Annotated in this window: 17 protein-coding genes and 1 pseudogene; 5 read left to right on the top strand and 13 right to left on the bottom strand. The window is 40.3% G+C overall.

Features of this window, described 5'->3' with window-relative positions; genetic code table 11:
• Positions 1-9 precede the first annotated feature (9 nt).
• Both ACYRY3_RS25270 and ACYRY3_RS25265 read left to right on the top strand, forming a co-directional pair.
• Entirely contained in the window at positions 10-459 is a 450-nt protein-coding gene (locus ACYRY3_RS25270) for a response regulator (RefSeq protein ID WP_460204387.1), read from the top strand.
• A 201-nt stretch (positions 460-660) separates the two neighbouring features.
• Entirely contained in the window at positions 661-2,433 is a 1,773-nt protein-coding gene (locus ACYRY3_RS25265) for a GAF domain-containing sensor histidine kinase (protein WP_460204386.1), read from the top strand.
• A gap of 19 nt (positions 2,434-2,452) precedes the next feature.
• On the opposite strand, the gene ACYRY3_RS25260 is transcribed toward ACYRY3_RS25265, so the two are convergent.
• Complete coding sequence (locus tag ACYRY3_RS25260; RefSeq protein ID WP_460204501.1) at positions 2,453-3,001, bottom strand: LabA-like NYN domain-containing protein; 549 nt, start codon at positions 2,999-3,001, stop codon at positions 2,453-2,455.
• Between the two features lie 460 nt (positions 3,002-3,461).
• Between ACYRY3_RS25260 and ACYRY3_RS25255 the strand changes: the two genes are divergently transcribed.
• Complete coding sequence (locus ACYRY3_RS25255; RefSeq protein WP_460204500.1) at positions 3,462-4,847, top strand: serine/threonine protein kinase; 1,386 nt, start codon at positions 3,462-3,464, stop codon at positions 4,845-4,847.
• A gap of 122 nt (positions 4,848-4,969) precedes the next feature.
• On the top strand, positions 4,970-5,149 hold the full coding sequence (tatA, locus tag ACYRY3_RS25250; RefSeq protein WP_460204385.1) for a twin-arginine translocase TatA/TatE family subunit: 180 nt from the start codon (positions 4,970-4,972) through the stop codon (positions 5,147-5,149).
• A gap of 62 nt (positions 5,150-5,211) precedes the next feature.
• Here the strand turns inward: tatA and cphA are convergent.
• The 11 genes and pseudogenes from cphA to ACYRY3_RS25195 form a co-directional block, all read right to left on the bottom strand.
• Positions 5,212-7,797, bottom strand: a pseudogene (gene cphA / locus ACYRY3_RS25245) (cyanophycin synthetase); the annotation flags it as partial.
• A gap of 272 nt (positions 7,798-8,069) precedes the next feature.
• Positions 8,070-9,809, bottom strand: coding sequence for a GMC family oxidoreductase (locus tag ACYRY3_RS25240; protein ID WP_460204384.1), 1,740 nt, complete (start codon positions 9,807-9,809; stop codon positions 8,070-8,072).
• Positions 9,810-9,834: 25 nt separating this feature from the next.
• Complete coding sequence (locus tag ACYRY3_RS25235) at positions 9,835-10,302, bottom strand: hypothetical protein (protein WP_460204383.1); 468 nt, start codon at positions 10,300-10,302, stop codon at positions 9,835-9,837.
• Between the two features lie 8 nt (positions 10,303-10,310).
• Entirely contained in the window at positions 10,311-11,654 is a 1,344-nt protein-coding gene (locus ACYRY3_RS25230) for a hypothetical protein (RefSeq protein ID WP_460204382.1), read from the bottom strand.
• 1,029 nt (positions 11,655-12,683) lie between these two features.
• Complete coding sequence (locus tag ACYRY3_RS25225) at positions 12,684-13,100, bottom strand: RidA family protein (protein WP_460204381.1); 417 nt, start codon at positions 13,098-13,100, stop codon at positions 12,684-12,686.
• Positions 13,101-13,220: 120 nt separating this feature from the next.
• Positions 13,221-14,645 (bottom strand): P-loop domain-containing protein, encoded by a 1,425-nt coding sequence (locus tag ACYRY3_RS25220; RefSeq protein ID WP_460204380.1) that lies wholly within the window; start codon positions 14,643-14,645, stop codon positions 13,221-13,223.
• A gap of 54 nt (positions 14,646-14,699) precedes the next feature.
• Positions 14,700-15,011 carry a WD40 repeat domain-containing protein gene (locus ACYRY3_RS25215; RefSeq protein WP_460204379.1) on the bottom strand — a complete coding sequence of 104 codons (312 nt, stop codon included), beginning with the start codon at positions 15,009-15,011 and terminating at the stop codon, positions 14,700-14,702.
• Positions 15,012-15,147: 136 nt separating this feature from the next.
• On the bottom strand, positions 15,148-15,318 hold the full coding sequence (locus ACYRY3_RS25210) for a hypothetical protein (RefSeq protein WP_460204378.1): 171 nt from the start codon (positions 15,316-15,318) through the stop codon (positions 15,148-15,150).
• 15 nt (positions 15,319-15,333) lie between these two features.
• Positions 15,334-17,727 carry a hypothetical protein gene (locus ACYRY3_RS25205; protein WP_460204377.1) on the bottom strand — a complete coding sequence of 798 codons (2,394 nt, stop codon included), beginning with the start codon at positions 17,725-17,727 and terminating at the stop codon, positions 15,334-15,336.
• Positions 17,728-17,769: 42 nt separating this feature from the next.
• Positions 17,770-19,053: a CHAT domain-containing protein gene (locus tag ACYRY3_RS25200; protein ID WP_460204376.1), complete on the bottom strand. Its 1,284-nt coding sequence runs from the start codon at positions 19,051-19,053 to the stop codon at positions 17,770-17,772.
• 14 nt (positions 19,054-19,067) lie between these two features.
• Positions 19,068-20,213, bottom strand: coding sequence for a hypothetical protein (locus ACYRY3_RS25195; RefSeq protein WP_460204375.1), 1,146 nt, complete (start codon positions 20,211-20,213; stop codon positions 19,068-19,070).
• Between the two features lie 445 nt (positions 20,214-20,658).
• On the opposite strand from ACYRY3_RS25195, the gene ACYRY3_RS25190 reads away from it, so the two are divergent.
• Positions 20,659-23,898: a hypothetical protein gene (locus ACYRY3_RS25190; RefSeq protein WP_460204374.1), complete on the top strand. Its 3,240-nt coding sequence runs from the start codon at positions 20,659-20,661 to the stop codon at positions 23,896-23,898.
• A gap of 214 nt (positions 23,899-24,112) precedes the next feature.
• Here ACYRY3_RS25190 and ACYRY3_RS25185 read toward each other — a convergent pair whose 3' ends face one another.
• Positions 24,113-24,220 carry a hypothetical protein gene (locus ACYRY3_RS25185; protein WP_460204373.1) on the bottom strand — a complete coding sequence of 36 codons (108 nt, stop codon included), beginning with the start codon at positions 24,218-24,220 and terminating at the stop codon, positions 24,113-24,115.
• Positions 24,221-24,625: the final 405 nt, after the last annotated feature.

Here is a 24,625-nt window from a genome sequence, read left to right as displayed (position 1 = left end):
AAAAAAATAATGACGACAACAAAACTTAATGAACCTCTACTTGTTGTTGAGGACAGCAACGAGGACTTTAAGATGTTGCAACGCCTCATGAAACGCTTGGCTGTCCAGAATCCAATTTATCGCTGTACCAATGGAGACGAGGTTTTAGATTTCTTGTATCAAGAGGGAGATTATCAAGATCCCAAGATAGCACCACGACCTTCTGTTATTCTACTTGACCTGAATTTACCGGGAATTGATGGTCGTGACCTGTTGCAGCGTCTCAAGCAGGATCGGAGTTTGAGGGAAATCCCTATCGTTGTTTTTACTACGTCTTCTAATCCTATGGATATTGAATTGTGTTACCAGAAGGGTGCTAATGGTTATTTGATTAAACCAATGGATTTTCAAAATTTGCAAAAGACAATTCAAGCATTTGTCGATTATTGGCTGGATGCGAACACTCCCCCAAACCTTTGACTGAGGTGAGCTATCTACTAGGTAGCTGATTTCTAGTCAATAATCGACAAAAAACGACAAACAGCTTTAGCCCGACTTACAAAACAGCTTGTTAAATTTTAATAATTTCTTTATATCTTTCTTGGGTTTTATAATATGGGTGTAATAGTCTGAGACAATTAAGTGAGGGAGTACAAAAAAATCCCCTTTACCTCATTACTTATGCCGGACCCAAGAAAGCTACTCATCATTGATGATTGTGCAGAAGACCGGAGAATATACCGACGTTACCTTTTGAAAGACCCTCAAGAGTCATACGAAATTTTAGAGGCGGATTCTGCACGGGAGGGATTGACATTATACCACGAAATGTCGTGGGATGTCATTCTGCTTGATTTTTGCTTGCCTGATATGAGTGGGCTGGAAATATTAGATGAGTTGAAGCAACAGAAAGTGGAAATAGCTGCCTCTGTAATTATGCTAACGGGGCGTGGCGATGAAGAGGTTGCCGTACAGGCTATAAAAAGGGGTGCTCAAGATTACCTGGTTAAGCAACGTCTACAACCAGATGCACTCAGATCGGCAGTTAGTAATGTCATTAAGCGCTCTGAGTCACAAACTCAATTGAATAAAACACGGGAACGCCAGCGCCTCGTTGCCACAACAGCTTTGCGAATTCGTCAGTCCTTAAATCTAGAGGAGATTTTGACAACATCTGTGGCAGAAGTACAGCAGCTTTTGAACTGCGATCGCGTTGCCGTTTATCAATGTGTTCCAAATGTAGATAGCAATGAAGTTAACAAATTGATTGAATTATGCACGCAAACCCCTTGCTTGTGGCACCTACTTGAAGAAGAGTGCCAAGGAAGTCAAAAAGTTATATCTAAGGTTTGTGAAGCGGGCTCAAATACGAGATGTCCTAACTTGTTAGAGACTCAAAGCGATCGCTTCGGGGCTGGAGATCGAGAGTTACTCCAACCTAAAAATCGAGCCAGAGAACAACACTTAAGTAACAAAAAAACAGCTGATTGTTCTCAGAAAAGAGATAGTCCGACAAATTTGGTGGTTCCCATAACTTTAAAAAGCTATGAAAAGCCGAATTCCCAACTTTGGGGTTTGTTAGTTGCCCATCAGTGTTTGGACAAACGACCGTGGCAATTTACAGAAATCAACATTTTAAATGAATTAACCGTACATTTGGCAGCAGCTATCGAACAGGCTGAACTGCTAGCTCAGGCTCAAGCAGCCATTTTAAATGAAAAAAAACTCAACGCCTTTAAATCCCAAATCATCACCACAGTTTCTTACGAATATCGAACCCCCCTAGCTTCTATCCTGGCTGCTGCATCAACCTTAAAGCATTACGGTGATAAACTTAGTGAATCCAGACAACAAAAGTTTTTGCAAACTATTGAACAGAAAGCTCGTTATATGTCTCAGTTAGTAGATGACTTGCTTCTGTTTCAAAAATTTGAGCTAAGTCAGGCAAAGTTTACACCGCAACCCGTAAGTTTGCCCTACTTTTTTTCTGAATTGGTAGAAGAACAGCGAGGCAAAGTTAGCGCGTGTCACGAGTTGCTTTTTCAAATGAGTGGTAATTTTCAAAATTTCTGGGGTGATGGGGCACTCTTAAAGCAAATCTTTGTAAGTTTACTATCTAATGCTATTAGGTACTCGCCAGAAGGAGGCAAGATAGAGTTTCACTTAGTTGGGCAAGATTCAACAGTCATTTTTTCTGTGAAAGACGAGGGAATTGGTATACCAATAGAAGAACAAAAAAACTTGTTTCAGCCTTTTTGGCGAGGGACTAATACGAACACAATCCCAGGCACGGGTTTGGGATTAGCTATAACTAAAGCGTGCATAGAATTGCACGGTGGTAACATTATTGTAGAAAGTCAGTTAGGACAAGGAACTCTTGTGACTGTAACTCTACCAAAGAAATTTAGCTTGAAAACTGGGTTTAGCAGTCAGGGATTGCTCACTCAAGAGTAAACTCCCAGTGATTGACTGCTTAACGGGTATTGTTAAGTTTTGTTTTTTGAATGTCCTGTTTAATGACTTCCAAGTCAGTATAACAATCAGCAACGCTAATCAGAGATTCGCTCGTCATTGAACCTAACCCAACGACTTCAATCTGGACTCCTCGATAAGCAACAGCATTAACTGCATAAGCAAGGTCTCCATCTCCACTGAGGAGAACCAAAGTATTGCAATATTTTGCCAAAGTTATCATATCCACAGCAATCTCAACATCTAGATTCGCTTTCTTAGCACCATTGGGAAGCTGAGCTAGCTCTTTTTTGACCACACGATAGCCATTACGACTCATCCAGAGTAGAAAGCCTTGCTGTTTTTCGTTGGTATAATCAACACCAGTATAAAAGTAAGCACGGAGCAGTTGACGCCCCTTGGTTAAAAAACGCAGCAGTTTGGTGTAGTCAATTTCAAGATTGAGTTGCATTGCGGCGTAAAACAAGTTTGCGCCATCAATAAAAATGGCAATGCGTTGCTGGTTTTGCTCATTTTCACCAAACTCGTCCCAACTGCACTGTTTTACCATGTGTGTACTGTTAACACTTGGGTCTTCAAAAAAAGAAAGCGGTGGTACATTCAATCGTTCCTTAGGCTCCATTGTTATACGGGGTTGTCGATCTTGGTGCGATCGCGGAAATATATGCATTTTATTACCACTCCAAGTGCGTGTCACTTCTCTCTAACAAAGTGATGCAAATCTTTTGACTTAAAATCTAGAGCGGATAAGGCAATGGTGAAGATTTAATATTTTCTTTATTTTTTACCTTGTTCTTACCCTAAATATTATAAAAGCATATAAATCGTCACTTTTCGTAATATTACTTATTTTTTAAAGATAACCTGAAGAAATTAAGCAAACAATAAGTTCTTGGCTGTAACAGAAATGAAATCCTTTGCCCTTGAATTCATTTGGGTTTGCTCCTGAAGCGAGGATAGGCAATGCCCGTCCATTAAAAAATCTTGATGAAAAATTAACAGACCTGTATATGCTTGATATATTGAGCGATCGCTATGAAGTACAGCAGCAGTTGGGAAAGAAAGCAGGGCGAAAAACCCTACTTGCTCGCGATTTGCAAACCCAAGATCTCGTCGTCATTAAGCTACTTTCTTTCAGCAATGATTTTGAATGGGATGATCTCAAGCTATTTGAGCGTGAAGCCGAGACGCTAAAGTCGCTGTCACATCCTTGTATTCCTCGCTACTTAGATTATTTTGAAGTCAATTCTGCGGAGCAAAAAGGATTTGCTTTAGTACAAACTTATATACCAGCACAAACTTTAGAGCAGTACCTAAAGGTGGGGCGTACTTTTACGGAGGAAGAAGTCAAAGAAATAGCAAAAGCTGTTTTAACAATCTTAATCAATTTGCACCAACAAAATCCCCCAGTCATCCACCGCGATATTAAGCCAAGTAATATATTGTTAGGAGATAGGTCTGGCAATAGTGCAGGGCAAGTTTACCTTGTAGATTTTGGTTCGGTACAGAATGTAGCTGCCACTGAAGGTGGAACAATGACTATTGTGGGAACCTATGGCTATATGCCTCCAGAGCAATTTAGCGGACGAACAGTTCCTGCTTCCGACCTTTATAGTTTGGGTGCGACTCTCATTTATTTAGTGACTGGAAGCCATCCTGCTAATTTACCCCAGAAAGATTTGCGGATACAGTTTGAGCATTTGACCAATTTGAGCCTTTCTTTTACTTATTGGCTGAGGTTAATGGTTGAGCCAAGTTTAGAGCGTCGTTTTTCCTCAGCAAGAGAAGCAATGAAAGTCTTGGAAAGAGATTTTGCTCCTTTGAGTATTAAACAACCCTTAACAAGTAAAATTAAATTAACAAAAGATGGAAACGCTCTAAAACTCTTTATCCCGCCAGTGGGATTTCATCCCTTATTTGGATTATCAAGCTTATTTGCAATTGGTTGGAACTCGTTTATCCTTTTGTGGACACTTGGAGTTCTTGCAATACCTTTTCCAGCAAATCTTCTCCTAGCTTTGGTATCGCTTCCTTTCTGGGGTGCCAGCTTTTTAATGGGAAACACAGTTCTGTTTGCTTTGTTTTTGAGTATTAGACTGCAACTCAACCGCCAGAAAATTGCTTTAACTTGGGAGATATTAGGCTTGAAATTTCCTCGTACCCGTTCAACAGCAAGACAGGATATTACTAAACTCGTGTACATTCCAAAACATACCAAGACAGACTTTCTGAATGCCAGGATTGACATTCCACCCCAATTGATCGTTTGGGCAGGAACACAGAAGTATCAGGTTTGCGGTCTTGGTGGCAGTATCAGCTCTGAAGCAGAAGTTCAATGGTTAGCCCATGAATTGAGTGAATGGTTGGGTTTGGAGATCGTACAAGAAAAGGAGTAATTTTTCTAAGACAACCGAAACTTATTCCTAAGAAATTATGTCAGGGTTCTCTCGTAAATATGACACAATTTAAGTTAGGTTAAAGCTTTACTTATCAATACGAATTTTTACAGGAGAGGATTATGTTTGGATTGGGATGGCCAGAAGTCGCAATTATCGGTCTGGTTGCCATTGTTATTTTTGGACCGAAAAAAATTCCAGAGTTAGGAAGCGCAATAGGAAAAACTCTGCGAGGTTTTAAGGAAGAACTGAACAAGCCGAGTGAAGACAACGATTTGGAGCAAGATAGGAGTGACAAATGAAAACCGAGGAGTGAGGAATGAAAATTTGTGTACAGACGCGCTTTGGCGCGTCTCTACAGCTCTCACAATAGTGTATTCACCACGGAAGATGATACGCCGACTTGGGAATCAACCGTGGACGAAGCGGAATTTTGTTGGGGTACCTCCTCTTTCACAACTCCGCGTGACCTAATTAACCTGATGGCACGGCTGACAATTTCTGGCAAAATCACGACCAAACTGTTGTCAGGAGCAGTGTCCAACGCTTTGTTAATTGCTTCTGTTTCACTCAGAATGACTTCGTACTGACAATTGGGGTTAACTTCCTTAATCCCTCGAACGATTAAATCAGCAGCTGAACCCCGTTGGCGTCCCCGCGTATCATCATCTTCTTTGACGATAATATTGTTGAAAATGTTCGCTGCGAGTTTGCCCAACATCACAAAGTCCTCATCACGGCGATCGCCTGGTCCGCCAACAACCCCAATCCGTTCGCCAGAAGTCCAGTTGCGGACAAAAGCACCCAATGCTTCGTAACTTGCTGGGTTATGAGCGTAGTCTATCAAAGCGTGGTAATTGCCTAAATTAAATAAATTCATCCGCCCTGGTGTTTGGCTCACCGAAGCACGAAATGAATTTAAGCCTGCGCGAATTTGTTCTATGGAGACATTTTGAACAAATGCTGCTAGGGTTGCTGCTAAAGCATTAGCTATCATAAATGGCGCACGTCCACCCATTGTGAGCGGGATATTTTCCGCCCGTTCAATTCGATGTGTCCAATCGCCTTTCAATATAGAAAGATAGCCATTTTCATAAACAGCGGCAACTCCTCCCTTTTGGATGTGCTTTTTGACCAACTCCGAATCCGGGTTCATGGTAAAGAAAGCAACATTGGCTTTTGTTCTCTCTGCCATTTCAGCGACTCTTGGGTCATCTGCATTAAGTACGCTGTAACCATCTGGGTATACTGCTTCGGCAACTATACTCTTTAGATGTGCCAACTGATCGAGGGTATCGATATCACCTATTCCTAAGTGGTCAGCAGCAACATTTAACACAATACCTACATTAGCTGATTCAAAAGCCAGCCCTGACCTCAGGATACCACCGCGAGCAGTTTCTAAGACTGCCACTTCTACTGTTGGGTCACTAAGGATCAGTTGGGCGCTTTGAGGACCTGTGTTATCGCCTGCCTCTACTAAGTAATCCCCGATATAGGTTCCATCTGTTGTTGTATAGCCAATAACTTTACCTGTTTGTTTAAAGATATGTGCTAACAGACGGGTGGTTGTGGTTTTCCCATTGGTACCCGTTACCGACAGGACGGGAATACGAGTGGATTTATCGTTGGGGAACAGCATATCCATCACTGCTCCTGCAACATTACGGGGGGTACCTTGGCTGGGAGCGACGTGCATCCGGAAGCCGGGAGCGGCGTTGACTTCTACAATCACACCATCGACTTCTCGCAAGGGACGGCTGATATCTTGTGTAACAATATCAATTCCCGCAACATCCAAACCGATTATTTTTACTATCCTTTGTGCCAACCAGACGTTTTCTGGATGAATTTCATCAGTCCGGTCTACAGCAATACCTCCTGTACTTAAGTTGGCTGTTGCCCTTAAGTAGCAAATATCACCTTTGCCTGGGATAGTGTTGAGAGTATAACCTTGTTTTTCCAGTAACTGATAACTGGAACGGTCTAGTTCAATTTTGGTGAGGACGTTATCATGCCCGTCCCCGCGATTTGGGTCTTTGTTAGTTTCCTCAATCAATTCAAAAATAGTGGATTTGCCATTGCCCACTACGTGAGCTGGAACGCGTTCTGCGACTGCTACGACTTTACCATTGACCACCAAAACTCGATGGTCGCGTCCGGTGTAAAATCGCTCAACAATAATTGCTCGGGAAATTTGTCTGGCAGAATCGTATGCGGCTTCAGCTTCTTCCCAAGAAGTAATGTTAATGCTAATACCGCGTCCGTGATTGCCATCTAAAGGTTTGATGACGATGGGATAGCCGCCGACGTATTCTATGGCTTCTTCTAAATCATCTAAGAAGTTAATGACTGTACCCCGAGGAACTGGGACTCCCGAACTAGCAAGAATACGTTTGGTAGCTTCTTTATCGCAGGCGAGTTCTACTCCCAAGATGCTGGTATTATCTGTCATTGTTGCTTGCATTCGCTTCTGATTCACGCCATAGCCTAGCTGAATCAAAAAGCGTGCGCCTAATTGCATCCAGGGAATGCCTCTTCTTTCTGCTTCTTTAACGAGAGCTTCTGTAGAAGGTCCTAATGCTGCATCACGCCATAGGTCTTTCAGGTCTTGTAGGTCTTGCTCTAATTCCGCTTTTGGATAACGACCCCTATCAACAATACTTTGGCATAACCGCACCGCTGCCCTGCCAGCATAGCGTCCCGCTTCCTCATTTAGATACTCGAACACTACCTGGTATACTCCAGGTGTGGACATCGTTTCACGGGTACGCCCAAAGCCTACGTGCATTCCAGCCAAATCTTGCAACTCTAGGGCCACATGTTCGATAACATGACCCATCATGGTACCTTCTCGCACGCGCATTAAAAAACCACCACGACAGCCCGGAGAGCAAAAGTGACCTTCCAGACTTGGCAAAGCCTCAACTAATCCTTCATAAAAGCCAGGATGCTATGTTCTGCTGTGCTGTTGCACCTGATGGAGTAACAATTGTTGCAGGAGAGGCATCTGGGCGATTGCATTTTACGCGGTTTGAAGAAAAATAGGAGGGGTTTATACAAAGACTTGAGTTTTGTTAGGAGAGCTTTTAGTAGTTGTTTGTAGTGAGTTAGGAATGACAAGAGAGCCTAACGCAGGCGATAGCTTCGCGCTCTGCATAGCGGCAGTCGCATTCCCAATGAATGTGAAGAAACATGTCTGTTTCTTAAAAGAGGGTTAATTTACACAACAACACCATTCAGTTGTTTAACAATTGTGGCAGCTGTTTTCAGAGTCAAAGCAGCGATTGTGATTGTTGGGTTGGAGGTTCCGACAGTAGGAAAGACCCCACTACCCAGCATAAATAAATTAGGATGGTCATGAGAACGCAAATCAGCATTTACTACCGAGGAATCAGGATCGTTACCCATGCGATATGTCCCCATGATATGACCAGCGCCATTGAGAACATAGGGCTGGTCTTCAAAGTAGAATAATCCTGGAGAGGTTTCGTTTACTTGTGTGCGATCGCTAGCCCCTAGTTTAGCAAAGATTGCTTGGGCGGCTTTCCGCGCTTCTGCGTATCCAGCTTTAGTGTAATTGCACAAATCATAGTAAATCTCAGGACGGGGAATGCCCAAGCGATCGACATACTTTTTAGAAGGGATAATGCGATTTGTGCTTTGGGGTAACTGTTCTACAAGTGAACCAAACCGAATTTGTCTAATAATCAATTCTCTAATTGAACTGTTTAAAATTTTACCTGTTTCCCCCTCAGTAATGAGTCTATTAATAGTGTCATGAGGATCGCCCGCAGCCCAATTCCAGCCTTCATTACCTATTTCCATGCGAAAAGCTGCTCTGTGACTGCGGAAAGAGCCATCCCGCAAGCTTTCAATCCCAGAAGTAGACAAAGGTCCTCGGAAGGGATATACAGGTTGAGGCATAAGTCCCCAACTCAGTTGTACTGGGTGATCCATTAAGTTCCTACCCACTTGATCGCTGCGGTTTGCTACACCGGTAGGAAATTTAGAGGAGGTAGAGTTTAATAATAATTTAGCTGTTTCAATCGCATGGGCGGCTAGAATATAAACTTTGGCTGTCACCGTGCCTTGATTTGTGACTGGACCATCTTGAGTTTCATATTGTTTGTATTGAATGCCAGATATATGCCCTGTTTCTGTATTAACATCAACTTGATAAGCTACTGTTTGATACCAAACTTCTGCTCCTAAATTCTGTGCTTTAGCAATGTGAATAGTAGCATCATATTTAGCTTGAATGGGGCAAATAGGGATACAGCTGGTATTTCCACTACAAACGCGGCGCTCATCAAATGGTCGAGAATTACGAGCCTGGGGAGTAGGAACAACTTTGACTGGCTGATGATACATTTCCATATCCCCAATTCCCTGACTAATTTGCCGATCTAAATAAGATTGAGGAATACCGGGCATAGGATAATCTTTGCTAAAAGTTAGACCCAAATATTTTTGGTCTTTCACATCAGCGGCAACACCGATTTCATGTTCTGCTTCACAATACCAAGGCTCTAAATCTGCATATGTAATCGGCCAATCAACCCCATGACCATACAAAGTTTTAACTCTAAAGTCATTAGGCAGAAGACGTAAACAAGTTCCCAACCAGTGCCATGTAGTACCACCACCTAATCTTTCATTAGTGCTACTAAAAGGTAAAGGTCCATTTTGAATAAAATAACTCTTATTTGGAGCAGATGAATTATTGATTTCTAAAACAGTTGGACGGGGAGAATTATCATTATTTGGATAAGGAGATTCAGGCGTTTTGGCTGCTGCTAAATAAAATCTTTCCACATAATCTTCTCGACTAGGAGGAACTGCTACACCAGCTTCAATAATTAATACTTTCTTTTTAGCTTGAGCAAGTTTATAAGCTGCTAATGCACCAGCAATACCCGCTCCTACAATGACAACATCATAATTATTCTGCTCGGTCATATCACACTCCATTTAAAAAAGGTTTTTAATCAGTAGTTTGTTTGGGTTTTTCTGCCCAATATCCAAATGTGAGTTCGCTATAACCCATTGGGTGAGCCTGTATTGCTTCCCAAGCTAATCCTTTGATATAGGCATTCATAGAAACAACTTGTCCCAATTCTTTGGGAGGTTCACTGGTATACCAAGTTGACAAATACCAAAGTCTAATTATTCTTCTAGCTACTGGAAGAAGTGCAGAATCATCCAGGATTTTTTCCTTTACAGCTTTGACTTTTTCTTCATATTTAATTCCTGGTTGAGCTTTGATATCTTCAAAAATCTTTAGCAGTTGATTAATTAAATCTTGACTGACTTCAGTTTGTGTTTGTAAAAACTCCCAATAGACTTTTGCTATACCTATGGGGTCTATAACTGGCATTAAATGAGTAGCACTATATCCAGTCAAAATTCCCGAGAGTTCTACAAAGTTTTTTAATTGTAAATCGTCACTCATAATAATGATTATTTTGCTCTTTCTAGGAGATAAGTAAAATCAGAAAATTTCCCATTAGTGGTGGTAGCATTGAGGTGACATTGTATGCAGCTTGAGGAAACATTTGGCACTCGACCTTGATTATAAGTTTCCAAGGTTGAATTAGCTAAAAATTGAGGTGCAGGATTACCAGTTAGTGAAGCTTTGCGAGCTGTGGGCCATTGTGTACTAATTAATTCGTAATACTGCCAAACTGAATCAGGATTAATATTTTTCAGTTTTTCTTGCCATTGATGATTTAGTGCTTTTGTTGCTTCGTCAATGGGAATTATTCTTTTTACTTGTGTAGGAGGCGCAGGTAAATTTGGATTCCAAGGTTTAGGAGGTGGTACATTTACAGGCGCTTTATAGTCGGGATTATAAAATAATGGTTTTAAACCACTACCAGAAGGAACTTCTAAATTATCTACGTGTTCAAAGGTAGACCAAATCCATTGTGGGCTTGATTTAGTTTTATGGCTGATGTGAAAACCTACCAAACCTAATGTTTTGCGTTGACAAGTTTCTTCTACTTCCGGAACTGTGGAAGCAGGAGTGTATACTAAAGCATTAATTGTGTGGAATCTTTTGGGTTCATCGTTAGGGCTTAAAATTTTCCAAGCTGATTTGAGAATAATGCTACCAATTTCTTGTGTGTTATTATTACCGCTAGGAAAGTCAACTTGAAAAGTAAAATTTTCTTGACCAACTTTGTTATATAAGTTGTTAGTTTGAATGTAGTCAAATGTTTCTTTGTTAGCGTGAATCGCGTAACGTACATACTGACCTTGTCGATCGATTAGTGGACCACTTTTAAATGCCTGGTTACTAGCATCTAAAACTTCATCCGTTACTTTCTGCATCATTCGGAACACGGGTTCACCATTTGTAGCTTGACTCTGACAAGCTAAGGGAATAACTGGTTCTGTTTCCCAAGATGCTGGTTTTTGACCATCAGAAGGAAAAATTGTATAAGCTTCTTTATAATTTTCCCAGACAGTAGTGCGATCGCCTCCAATACCAATTATTTCATCAATATTAGGTGAGCCATTCGGTAGTGCTGGCCAGTTTAGTGCTATAAATGATTGCCAAGAAAAAACATCAAAATCATGCTGTAGTATTTCTAATGTATTAGCACCTTTAGTAATAGTGACATCAGCAGGAATGTTAGGACTTAGAGAAATATCTAATTGTTGCTCTAACTTTTGAGCATTTATTGGGGGATTTGTAGTTAAATTTTCTGCATATCCTATGTTTTGACTGAAAGTAAAGCCACAGATAACTATGAAAATAGTAAATGTAGTAAATAGCAAAAGCTTGGCGATCGTATTCATTACTTGATTCTGTATTTGTTGAATAAAATATGCAACTATTCACTGTATTTTAGGTACAGTTATTAGGGAATTACCCGGCTTTAAGTTGATGTCTTACTCCCTTTCCAGTCTAAAATTACTAGTCTTAAACCTTGGTGTTCTTGGCGTCTTGGCGGTTTTTTATAGGTAATCTTCTGGCGGGAAGGGAGTAATCACTTAAATTATACTTTTTAACTGACAAACTGTCTGTCTGTTAAAAAGCAAACTCTTACAACCATCTGGGAAATATACCCAACTCAAATGAAGACTTAGTAAAGATTCCAAAAAATTTGTACTCTACTAACATTTACTTGATGCAGCAACAGTAAAAAGAATTTTGATGCTGCTGATATTTCTACTAAACCATGAGCCGATATCTGCAGTACAGCAAAAGCATATACATTCCGCAAAGTGCGTGGATAAATTTAGATACTTGCAAAAGCAATTTTATCTGTTTAGTTTAAGAATATATGCTTGCTAGTCGGCGAATATGATAAGTAGATCTGTATGAAAAAAGTTAACTGAGAATGGTCGTCCTGAGTCATTCGTCATTAGTAAGGCTTTTCAGGGTATTTACATTTTGTAATATAGTTCTGTTGATTTTCACCCACCTACTTACTCAAGAGGAGCGTAGTTTTCATTTTGTTGAAGACTATCAAGGAATAATCTTCATAAACTAGATAAAGTATAACCGATGATAGATGCGTGTCAAGTTATTTCAGTGTCGTTAAGTTAAAGCTTATTATTTTTTTACAGTCATAGCCAAACTAAATCATCCTTAGAATCTAATACGGTTTCAGATAACACCAAAATCCCGATCGGTAACACAACGTAGAGACTAAACATGGCGCGTCTTTACATATGTGATTTTTTACACATTAACCTTAACTGAACCGTATAGCTAAATTTAACTTGTTAAAAGTTAATCAGGAAGAAGCTTTAAGAGTTTTCGGAGATGTCTAATGGTATTAGCCTGCTGCCTCTACATAACATATTTAAAACTTCCTACATCTATCCATCGCCGCCTACCACAGCTTCAGCATCGACTTCTACGAGAAATCTCTCCTCAGCAAGGGCTTGTACGCCAATCAAAGACATTGCTGGAAGTTGACCCATACTGAAGTATTGCTGTAGCACCTCACCAATTATCTCTGCATCTTCAGGCTGATAATTCACCACATAAATATTCATTTTAACAATATCTGCAATTGTCGCCTCAACACTTTCTAACGCGGTTTGAAGATTCCTAAATGTTTGTTCCACTTGGTCTCGTAATTTACCGTTGCCAACTAGATTCTTTTGATTGTCAACTCCAACTTGTCCAGCCAGGTAAATCATTTTGATACCATTCTTTTCAACTACAGCCACTTGGGAGAAGTAGGTACTCCAATCTGGCAAAGTTGCAGGGGTAAGATAGTACTTCTTCAAAAAGTAATCCTCGCGCTACAAATTTTCTAAGATACCCTTTCAAAGAGGTATATAGGTTCCATATTACTGTACGTTCGCTCATTTTTAAAGGGACAATTTTCAGATGACGAACCTGCAAACTCACTCATGGCGACTTAACTTCCTTGAGGCTTTAAATTTCTCCCAAAAACTCAACTGATCGTTAGCAATGCGGCGATGAACATCTTGAAGCGTGACTGGGTGTGATGCTAAAATGTCTCGGCGATGCAAGAAGTCACGAAAACTGGAGTGATAAACGCTGTAGCGTATATGCTCATTTTTCCGCAAATCGTGCAGGAATTGCTTCCATTCTTTTATGACTTCCTCAACCTTAGAGCCATCTTCACTTGAAAAATCACAAATTTTCTTGACTGAAACCGGCTGACGCACTTCTGCCAGAATATAAACAATCTTGATTTTCTCCGTAGGCAATGGCTTATCCATCATTCCCATCCGTCGCCAGTGAAATTCATAGTATCCTTGTAGACCTTGAGGAAAACGCTCAAGACTTACATCTACGTACAATCCACTTTCAATGTCTTGTAGAATGTAACGCAAATACATAAAGTTCTTTTCACTTTTTTCAGCAATCTTATTCATGAAATCTGTAACAGATTCCCTTCGCTCTTCAATCCTCTGTCGTAAAGTATTACTGTCATCAATGCGATTTTGAATGTATGTCCGCACGTCTCGCTCACTGTCCGCCTGATATTGTTCATCAAGTAAGCTAAGCGCTTGGGTAGGGACATAGACTGTGAGAGGTACATCTACTCGCCGCCGAGTCAAGATGAAATATATGCCCTCTGGTAATTGAGGCGGTAAATAGAGAATATTTGCATCTCGGTAGCTAGCTGTGTCAACTTCATCCAGAGCATCTACCGCAATCACAATAGGTTTACGATCTGCTTTGCGGACAACCTCTTCTAAGAGTTGGCTGAGAAACTCTCCATCTTGAGTAGCTCTTGGAGGTAAGGGATCGTAAGGAAGATCGTACCGGATAAGTAGTTGCCTACAGACACTATCCAAAAACTGGTCAGTTCGGTTAATTCCCTGTAGTTGCACGTTAAAGTGAGCAACACACCCGGTATCCTGCACATATTTAGCTAATATGGCGCTTTTTCCCTGACCGGGATCGCCGATGATAGTGAAGTAGCCTTTGGGGTTGTTGTTGATAAAAGATTGAATGGCATCAAAGACATACTGACGCCCAACGAACCATTTAGTCTTGTCTTCAATCAGTAACTTGAATTGGTTGAGGGGAGGAAGGGCGCGAGTTAGTAAATTTATTGTCTCATCATTTAGTGGTGGTAAGATGCGATCGCCAATGCGAAGTTCTTTCCCTTCAACGATATTGACGTTATACTTACCAAATTGGAGGACAATTTGATGTTGGTGTTGCTTCTCCTCTGGAGAACCGCCTAAAGTCATAGCCGCCTTTAACACCTGACGCAGATCTGTGATATCTGCTTCATTCTGCTTACCTTCTACAATGCGATCGAGAATCTCGCTTAGCTCTTGAGAACTCATCGTTTTCCAAACTCACTTGCCTATCCTAATGCTATACCAGTTTTTCGTTATTTTTTATCCAAGGCTGGTGTTTGGGGCGATCGCTACTACTTGAATTGAACCCGAATGACCTTTGAGGTAAGGCAATGCCGTTTTGTTCTCTAAATCCCAAATCTTGATAATAAATTGGTTGGCTACAGCACCAATCGCGTATTGTCCATCCAGCGTCACAGCAATCGATCTCACCCAACCAATATTATCTGCAAGTGGTTGCAAAGCCAAGTCATAATCCTCAATAAGTGGCTGTGGTCGTGAAGCAAAAACCTTATGTTCAATAAACTCGAATTCTGTTAATAATTCGCACAAATCATTAGCCATACCAGCCATAGCTAGATGATAAGGCTAATGCAACACATATTCATATTCCTCATATTTAGCTGACTTATTATCAAACTCACTCACTGCGATCCTTCTTCCTTTCTCACTCCTTTTTTGGCTCTTTTTTGGCAGCTTTATTCATTACCTAGTTGACTTTTCGCGCATCAGCAGCAAGTAGACGCACTGGTTCAGCAATGTCAGGATGAGGACGTTCTAAAATGGCAACGTTCGGTTCTTGAATATCTGGTGCAATTTCAGCTAGATTTTTCAACCATCGCTTCAGTTTCACGAGATTTGCTTTTTGACCCAATTCCACTTCTACCCTCTCGCCTCATCTAGATTTGAAACTTTGAACCATAATTTGTCTGAGAGGTAATTGGTCATGATTTTTTAACCGAAGAAAATGCACCTGTCCTGAACGTTCACCAGCAATAATCGTTGTTCCATCAGACACAACAGTACAGCAATTTAACATATCATCACCTCTGAAACAAGCAATAACTTTCTGATTTTCTAAATCCCAGACATTGAGATAATTATCATCTGAAGCAGAAACTAGGTGTTGTCCATCTGGAGTCACTGCCAAGCCCTTAACAGAGTTGCTGTGACCCAGCAGTGTAAAAAGTTTCTCTCTCGTTGCTAGATTCCAAACTTTAATGGTTTCGTCGGGAGAACCAGATATTACCCAATTACGATTTGGAATAAAAGCTAAGCTCGTAACAGTGTACCAATGGCTGCTGGATGATTTTTGGTTGTAATTTTCACTCCTAAGTGACTCCACAAATTGCATATAATCTTGTCTAACGATAGAATCTTGAGCAATGAAATCTTGTCTTAAATAAAATGTCTCAAGAGAGCTTAACAAATCTTTATCAACAAAAGTAAATAGTTCTCTTCCTTCGTTTAAATCCCATACCCTAACTGTTGTGTCCCCTGAAGCAGAAATAAGTCTTTTACCATCTGAGGTTGTTACAATAGTATTGATAGCACCAGTGTGACCTCTAAGCACCTGTAGTTCTTCGCCTGTTTCTAAACTCCAAACTTTAATGGTCTGGTCACTTGAGCCAGAAATGACCTGTTGACCATCTGGGGTAACTGTCACAGCATTTACCGCTCCAGTATGCCCCTTCAAAGTTAAAATTTCTCGGTTTGTTTTGAGATCCCAAATCTTGAGAGTGCAATCGTTTGCTCCAGAAATAACTTGTGTACCATTGGGGGTAACTACCACAGTGTTGACCGCACTCACGTGACTACTAAGAGTAGAGTATTCCTTACCTGATTCTAAGTCCCATATTTTGAGTGTGCTATCCCTAGAGCCAGAGATAACTTTGTTACTTCCTGGTATTGCTGCAAGAGTTAGTACTGACTGAGTATGACCTATGGTGGGAAGAAGATGTTTGTCAGTTTCCAATTTCCAGATTTTCAGCCTCATATCTAATGAGCCAGAAATAATCTGTTTGCCATCTGGAGTCACTGCTATAGCTCTAACCCAAGAGCTATGACCTATCAAAGTATTGACCTCTCTGCTAAGTTCCAAGTCCCATATTTTAAGAGTGTTGTCATACGAACCAGATATTAAATGTCTACCATCTGGAGTTACTGCTACCGCAATGACAGCGGAAGTATGGCTTCCTAGTGTATTTAGCTCCTGTCCGGTTTTGATATCCCAAACTTTTAGACTATTATCAAATGACCCTGAAATAATGCGTTTTCCATCTGGTGTTATTACTAAAGCTTGTACAGCCTTTGAATGACCTCTTAAAGTGAATAGTTTCTTACCTAATTCTAAATCCCAAATTTTTATAGTGCTGTCTATTAAGCCGGAAACTAAATACTTACCATCCGGTGTTAATGCCAACGCCAGAACTGCAGACTTCTGTTCTGTAAAAGTCTTTAATTTCTTACCAGTTTCTAGCTCCCAAATGTTAAGTTTCCTGTCTGTTGAACCAGAAATAACTCGTTGACCATCTGGTGTTATTAATACAGCATTAACAGCTTCACTATGCCCTATAAGGGTATTTAGTTGCTCGCCAGTTTCTAAATCCCAAATATTGATATCTCCGTTGTTACTGCCAGAAATTAATCGTTTCCCATCTGGGGTAATTGCCAAACTTAGAAAAGCATTTTCAGCATTGTTTATTGTTGACTTAGAACTAAGTTTCAATCTATTTAACTCTCTTCCTGTTGCCAAATCCCAAATTATGATAGGGTTACTAACAGCACCAGAAATTATTCGTTTGCCGTCTGGGGTTACTACAACGGCTAACACACTACCTGTATGTCCCGTAATTGTTCTCAGCAAAGGTCCTCCTGGAGACATCAGGCTTGACGTCGAGGGACATAGCCAAGAACCATTTTTCTCTTGCTTTGCTTGCAACAGCATTGCTTGAATATCTGGCATATCAAAAGACAGCAAACGCCCAATTAATTGACTTGAAAGTAGTGCTTTGTCCTGCTCCAAAACATTTGCTGACATCTGAATCGCACTTTGAATTAGCCTCAAACTATTCTTTATGTTTGTAGGAATCTCGATATTTGGTCGGAAAGCGAACTCGTAATCTTCAATTAGTGGTTGTGGTGATTGAGCCGAAATCTTATACTCAATAAAATTAAACTCAATCAGTAATTCGCGAAGCTCATCTGCCATACCTCCCTCAGCTAGGTGATAGGGCAAATTTAAGACATATTCGCTATCTTCTGGCAAAAGATTATTAACCTCACTCATGGCGATCGCGATTTTTCAATGCTTTTAATTTATGCTAGATATTCAACTGCCTCTCATTTCTCTGTTGATTATTTGTGCGCCATCACCAATAGCTATACCTTCAGCTTTATCCATATTAATGTTGTACTTACCTACCTGAAGCACTTGGGGATTTTTTTGGACATTTATAACTTCATTAAGTACGTCTTGTCGCTGTTTTTCATCCTGAATCGCCGGGAGGACAAAATTTTCTTTGGTTCGACAGTACAGCACGGGTACTCCCCAATCTCGCCAGAAGAATTGTCGCTGCGGCTCCTCTTTGAGCAAATCACACAGGTTAAAAACCGCTATCCGAGCTAATGAAACTGCTTGATCCAAGGGAAGCCCTGCAGCTAGTGCTTTGTAAAAACTTTGACTGAATGCGATCGCGCTTTCGTCCCAAATTTTGTATTGCATTGCCACAGCAGCTGGAATTCCTGCTCCCATCAGCGCCGTTACCACACCACTCCAAACATTTTGCTCGTCACGCCTTCCCGTTTCACAAGCGCCCAAAAATACCAATTGCACTCCCCGTTGGCGCAAATTTATAGCCAGTTGTTCGGCTGACATAAGAGTAGATTTGCCATCTTTTCCCTGCAGGACGATGTATCCCCCATTAGTGTCTAACACTGATTGTTTAAACTTGCCATGACCGGCAAAGTGAAATATGTCAGATCCTGCAATCAATTTTTCGTTCAAAAGTTCAACTGTAGTTCCTTCTACAAATTCCGGCTGAATTCCAGGGATATCTTTTAAAGCACTCTCAATATTTGCGCGTTCTTTAGTGACATCGAGGGGTTCATCATCTTGGGGACTAGCCAGGGCTACTAACAAGCGACGAGTTTTGGTTGTCGTGTCAATGTTGACTGCAACAGGAAGAGGTTCATGGCGCACGATGGAAATTTTTGGATTCAGCGCACAGAAACCCGTGTTGTCTCTTTTGTCAGCCAATTCCTGAATGTAGAGGTACTCCCAAGGAATGCTCGCCAGACTTGGCTCCAACATCAGACGTAGGCGCAACCCTTCATCTGCTCGCAATTTATTTCGGCTGTTGATAAATAGGTTTCGCGCCTGTGTCGGGAGTAGACAATCAGCTAATTGTTCTCCTAAGACAATAATGTCTCTGATATCAGAAGTACGGTTCTCCAGTTGGCGCAAGTTTCGCTGCAAGCTTGTTGGAAGTGACACAAATTCGGCAGCATGGCTTTCACCTGCGGGGGATTCCCAAACCCTGACTGAGAATTGCGAGCGATCGCTCTTAACGTTATCAACAGCCAGTACAAAATCACAGTATTTAGTAATTACCACCTGTTATTTCCCCCTCATGCGGTAGCCATGTTAGTTTCTACAACACGACGCACGCCCGGTACGCAATCCAAAGCAGATATTTTTGGTGAATCTACGTAATCTGCGCCTAATAATATAACATATGTTCCTAAAATAATACATAAGGATGCTATGAGCAGTTCACCTTGAGGCAACACTGCTGTTGAAAGTGTCCCAAACCACCTGAAAGCTTGCAGTATTTTTTCAACCCAACTAATTTGTTTCCTATAAGATGTATCCAAACCATTTACGCCTTGAATGGCTTGAATGAATTGCTCTAAATCAGCTTGGGAGGTTGACACAAAATTCGTGAGTTCCCGATTGGTTTGTTCTGTTTGGTAAAATTTTTCCAATATCGTATTTAAACGTGTACCTTCTTTCAATTCCTGTATCCACTCAAGCACTTGTTGGGAAGACGTTTGTGCTAATTGCTGTCCCAGGAGTTCTAGCAGAGATTCATAAGCTCTATTGAAGAAATCGCGGACAACATTGTATAAACGAGTCACGTTGTCCCCTTGCCCTAATACCTTAGCAATATCCATGCCTATAAAACCGACTGCTTGAGCGAGTTCAGCAACACCCAAACCCATAACCCTGCTTAGGGCTAATTCACCAGTTTCACTTGCTCGTTCTAAAATGCTACCTAAGGTATCGGCGATCGTGTTTGATAAATCTGTACGAGCGGTAGGAATATCCCTTGGCTTTGTCTCCCCTCGTTCTGCAAAGCGCAACCTAACTTCAACTATACCAAGTAAAACTTGAAGATTTTCTTCAATCTTTGTCAGGTTTACGGAGCTTCGTTCTGTTAAATTGGCTTGCAACCTCAAAATTCCCTCTTCTTCGTCTCTAGCTGCTTCTAGCAGATAGGCACTAATTTCCAAATCAGTTAAGGCTTTAGCCAGTAGCCTGAGGGATGCTTCAAAGCGCACGCTAGGGTCAGCATCCGCTCGCTGAACCGCCAAAGCTTGGGTTAGCGCCACCGACACTGGTGATAAATTCTCGGCTTGCTCAGCTAAATCTTGAGGAGAAGTCGAACCACGTGCTCCCCGTTCGCCAGTCGATTTGCCTGATGGAGCAAACAATACACGCACTCCATCAGCATAATTCTGGGCAATCTCTAGATAAGGAACTGGCGTATTCATGATATGAGCTTCCTATTTAGTAAGTCTAGTGAATTTAAAAGGTTTTAGTTTGCTGGTGCTTGGTAACGCGGTCGAGAATAGAATTTAACTCTTTAGGGCTAATTACATCGTATTTTAGTCAAGTCACTAATTTTAGGTGTATATTAAATACATCAAAAAACTTCTAACGAAATCCAGAGTATATATTTTTTTCTAAATTAAACCGTAAAACCTCAGACTATTTGACAATTTCCCTTACATTCCGCAAAATTTATGACTTGTGCAGACACAAATAAGTTCCAGTAAACACTTAAAAGTAAATTCTCTTCGCCTGCTGTCTCTGGTTCACCACAACGCGCTGCCTGCCTCGTCTATTTTGCGATAACGGCGTCTCCAAAGGAGACGCGCAAGGGACGCCGAATGAGTGAGGTTCAATAGCTCAATTAAATCAGGAAGAATAGTTGCCATGAGTGAGTTTGATAACTTATCACCTGAAGATGCGAATTATGTTTTAAATTTGCCATATCATTTGACAGCAGCAGATATGGCTGATGAATTGTGTGAATTGTTGACTGAGTTTGATTTTCTTCAGTACAAAATCTTCATCTTGAGTGTGCAACCGCTTATTACTGATTATGATTTAGCTATCAACACTAATAATTTACTGTCCCGAGAAACAGGAAAAAGCCTGAAATTAGTTCAAGATGCGTTGCAATTATCAACACATATTTTAAATCAGGATAAAAAACATTTAGCCAGTCAGTTATTGGGACGTTTGCTATGTTTTAATTTTTCTATTATTGAAAAATTATTAAAACAAGCAAAAAATGAAGCATCATTACCTTGGTTATGTCCTCTTGCTTGTTGCTTAACACCTCCTGAAAGAAGTTCAATAAAAGTATTAACTGGACATCAAGATTCAATCAATGCAGTAACAATAACTTCTAATGGACAAAATATTATTTCTGGTTCATCTGATAATACACTTAAAATTTGGAATTTAGAAACTGGAGACGCTATATTTACTCTCAAAGGGCATAAAAATAAAGTCAATACAGTGACCGTTACTCCAGATGGAAAGCAAGTTATTTCCGGCTCGTCTGACCAAACTATCAGAGTGTGGAGCGTAGAAACTGGAGAAGAAAAATTAACTTTTGCAGCCGATGATTATAATGGATCGGTTCAAACAGTTGCTTTTAATACTAAAAATAAACAAGCAATTTTTAAAGCAAATGATGGAAGAATAAAAGTTTGGGATTTGCAAAATCAAGCAGAATTATTTACTTTTTGTAGTCATAAGGATAGAGTAGGAACTATTGATATTTCTCCCAATGGGAAATACCTCGTTTCTAGTTTTTCTGATACAACAATAAAAGTGTGGAGTTTGGAAACAGGTCAGGAAATATTTTCTGTCAAAAGTCCTGATTTTCAAGTTGGATATTTTGCTTTTACTCCTAATGGAAAAACAGTAGTTGCTAGTTTATTAAATAGAACTCTAAAAGTCTGGGATTTGCATACTGGAGAAGAAAAATCGACTTTCAAAAATTCTAACTATCCATTGAATACACTTACTATCACTCCCGATGGAAAAAAACTTATTTCTGGCTCTTATGAGTTCATAAACGGGTCTTATGAAAAAAACATCAAAGTTTGGAATTTAGAAACAGGAGAAGAACAATTTGTCCTTATAGATAGACAAAATGACGTGCAAGATATAAGTACAATTGCTGTCAGTCCAGATGGAAAGCTAGTTATTTCAGGTATATCTAACTATACTCTAAATCTTCATTATTTGAAAGCTTGGAGTCTGGAAACAGGAAAAGAACTATTTACTCTTAGAAATCATAAAGATTGGATATCTACAGTGCTCATCACGCCAGATGGGAAGAAAGTTATCTCTGGTTCCTATGACACAACTATTAAAGTTTGGAACTTAGAAACAAGAAAACAATTATTCACTCTTAAATTTCAAGATACTCCGATACAAACAATTGCTATAACTCCTGATGGAAAATATTTTATTTCAGGTGCAGCAGATTATTCTGTAAAAGTCTACAATTTAGAAACGGGAGAAGAGCTATCCTCTTTTGGAAATTATAATTCCCCGATTGAAAAAATTGCTGTCACTCCAGATGGAAAATATATTATTTCTGCTTCATCGGATGTTATCAAATTCTTAAGTTTGGAAACCAATCAAGAAGTTTTTTTTATTCCTGCCAAAGGTCATAAATCTTCGGTAGAAGCAGTTACCATGACTCCTAATGGAAAACAGGTAATTTCCGGTTCTTATGATTCAATTATTAAAGTTTGGAATTTAGAAACTGTAGAAGAACTGTTGACTCTCAAAGGTCATACTGAAAGCATAAGTAGTCTCGCCATTGCTGAGAACGGACATAAGTTGATTTCTGGTTCTTATGATTCAACTATTAAAGTTTGGAATTTAAAAACTGGAAAAGAAATTTTGACTATCAAAGGTCATAAAGATAAAGTGACTGCATTGGTCGTTACACCAGATGGTCAGCAAGTGATTTCCAGTTCTTATGATAAAAGCCTCAGATTTTGGAATTTGGAAACTGGAGAAAATGTATTAACACTTACAGGAGAAAACTTTTCTGGGATTTCACTTGCTATGACACCAGATGGAGAGCAAGTAATTTCTGGTTGCTCTGACAATACTATTAAAGTTTGGAATCTGAAAACAGAAGAACGTTTCTTGCTTAGAAGTTATGAAAATCCTGTGGCAGCACTTGTTGTTACCCCAGATGGAAAACAGATTGTTTCTGGTTCCTCGGATAATACTTTAAAAGTATGGAAATTAGAAAAAGAAACCCTTGCTTCTCCTCTAAGAGGTCATAAGGCACGGATAAATAGTATTGCTATTACACCAGACGGAAAAAAGCTGATTTCTGGTTCATCTGACCGTACCATCAAAGTTTGGAATTTAGAAACTAGAGAAGAGGAATTTATACTCAGAGGTCATACAAGTCAGATTTGGACTCTTGCCATTACACCAGATGGAAAGCAGCTGATTTCTGGTTCATCTGACTGTAACATCAAAGTCTGGAATTTGGAAGCCAGAGAAGAAGAATTTACCCTCACAGGTCATACTGGTGACATATGGAACCTTGCTGTCACGCCAGATGGTCAGCAAGTTATTTCCGGTTCTCATGATACAACTATTAAAATCTGGAATTTAACAATGAAAAAAGAAGTATTTACTTTGAGAAATCACAGGAGTTCGGGAATAATTGTTGCGATCGCTCCAAATGGGAAGCAAGTCATTTCCTCGTCATCTGGTGGAAATATCAAAGTCTGGAATTTAGACACAGGAGAAGAACTGGTAACTCTCAAAGGTCATGAATACTCAACGACAACCATTGCTGTCACACCAAATGGAAAGCGGCTCATTTCTGGATCGGTCGATAAATCACTCAAAGTATGGGATGTAGCAACTGGTAAAGAACTGAATACCCTAACTGGTCATACTGACTCTATCAACAAAGTAGTAGTGACTCCTGACGGACAAAGAGCAATCTCTGTTTCTTATGACAAAACTCTTAGAGTTTGGGATTTGACGAGTGGACAAGAAATGACTAGTTTTGTAGCAGATGGTACTTTATTTTGTTGTGCTGTTACTCCAGATGGGAAAACGGTTGTCGCTGGAGACATATCAGGACAGATACATTTTTTGCAATTGTATGTGTAACCTGAAATGCTAAACGAGCAGCTTTGGTTTTCAATAATATTCTATTCAAAGGGATAATTGCAAACAACCCGCTTGTCAATCTCGCTTTATCTGGATTGGAGCAGTGGCGATCGCTCCTCTAATTTATCCCAACCTTCCAATCGCAGAAAATGCATACGCCCTGATTCCTCACCCGCTGCAATTGTCATTCCATCAGGTGCAATCGCACAGGCGACTAGCCCTCCATCAGCTTCAAGATTTTACCAGATTGCAAATCCCAAACTTTGAGAGTCCGATCCGCTGAACCGGAAATGACTTGTTGATTATCAGGTGAGATCGCCACCGCCCAAACTTCTCTAGTACTATATTAATGCGATCGCACGACTTTTCTCGTTTGAAGCATCCAAAGGTAAAAGTGCGATCGCCCATGAATGACTGTTTTGAAGTTGGCGATCGCGAAGTGGCAGCAACAGCCTCGCTCAAAAAGGTAGTCCTATTGATACACATAGTTGCACTACTGTCAAGTTCTAATCATCACCTTTGTGACTCATCCAGAATACATTTGAGTGCGGGACATCAAATTTAGATGCGTTTGCCCTGGTTATTGTCGGGGAAAAGGGAATCCAACGCCTGCACAATGCCAGATAGTAAGTCTTAGAGTTTTGCTAAAGTGGAAATAGGTATAAAACAAGGGAATATGTAGTTATGACACTTGCTAATTCATCAATTCCTCAACAATATACACTTG

It is taken from the genome of Scytonema sp. NUACC21 (assembly GCF_054684315.1).
Note: the sequence above shows the minus strand (reverse complement) of the source record. Positions and strands in the feature narration are given on the sequence as shown.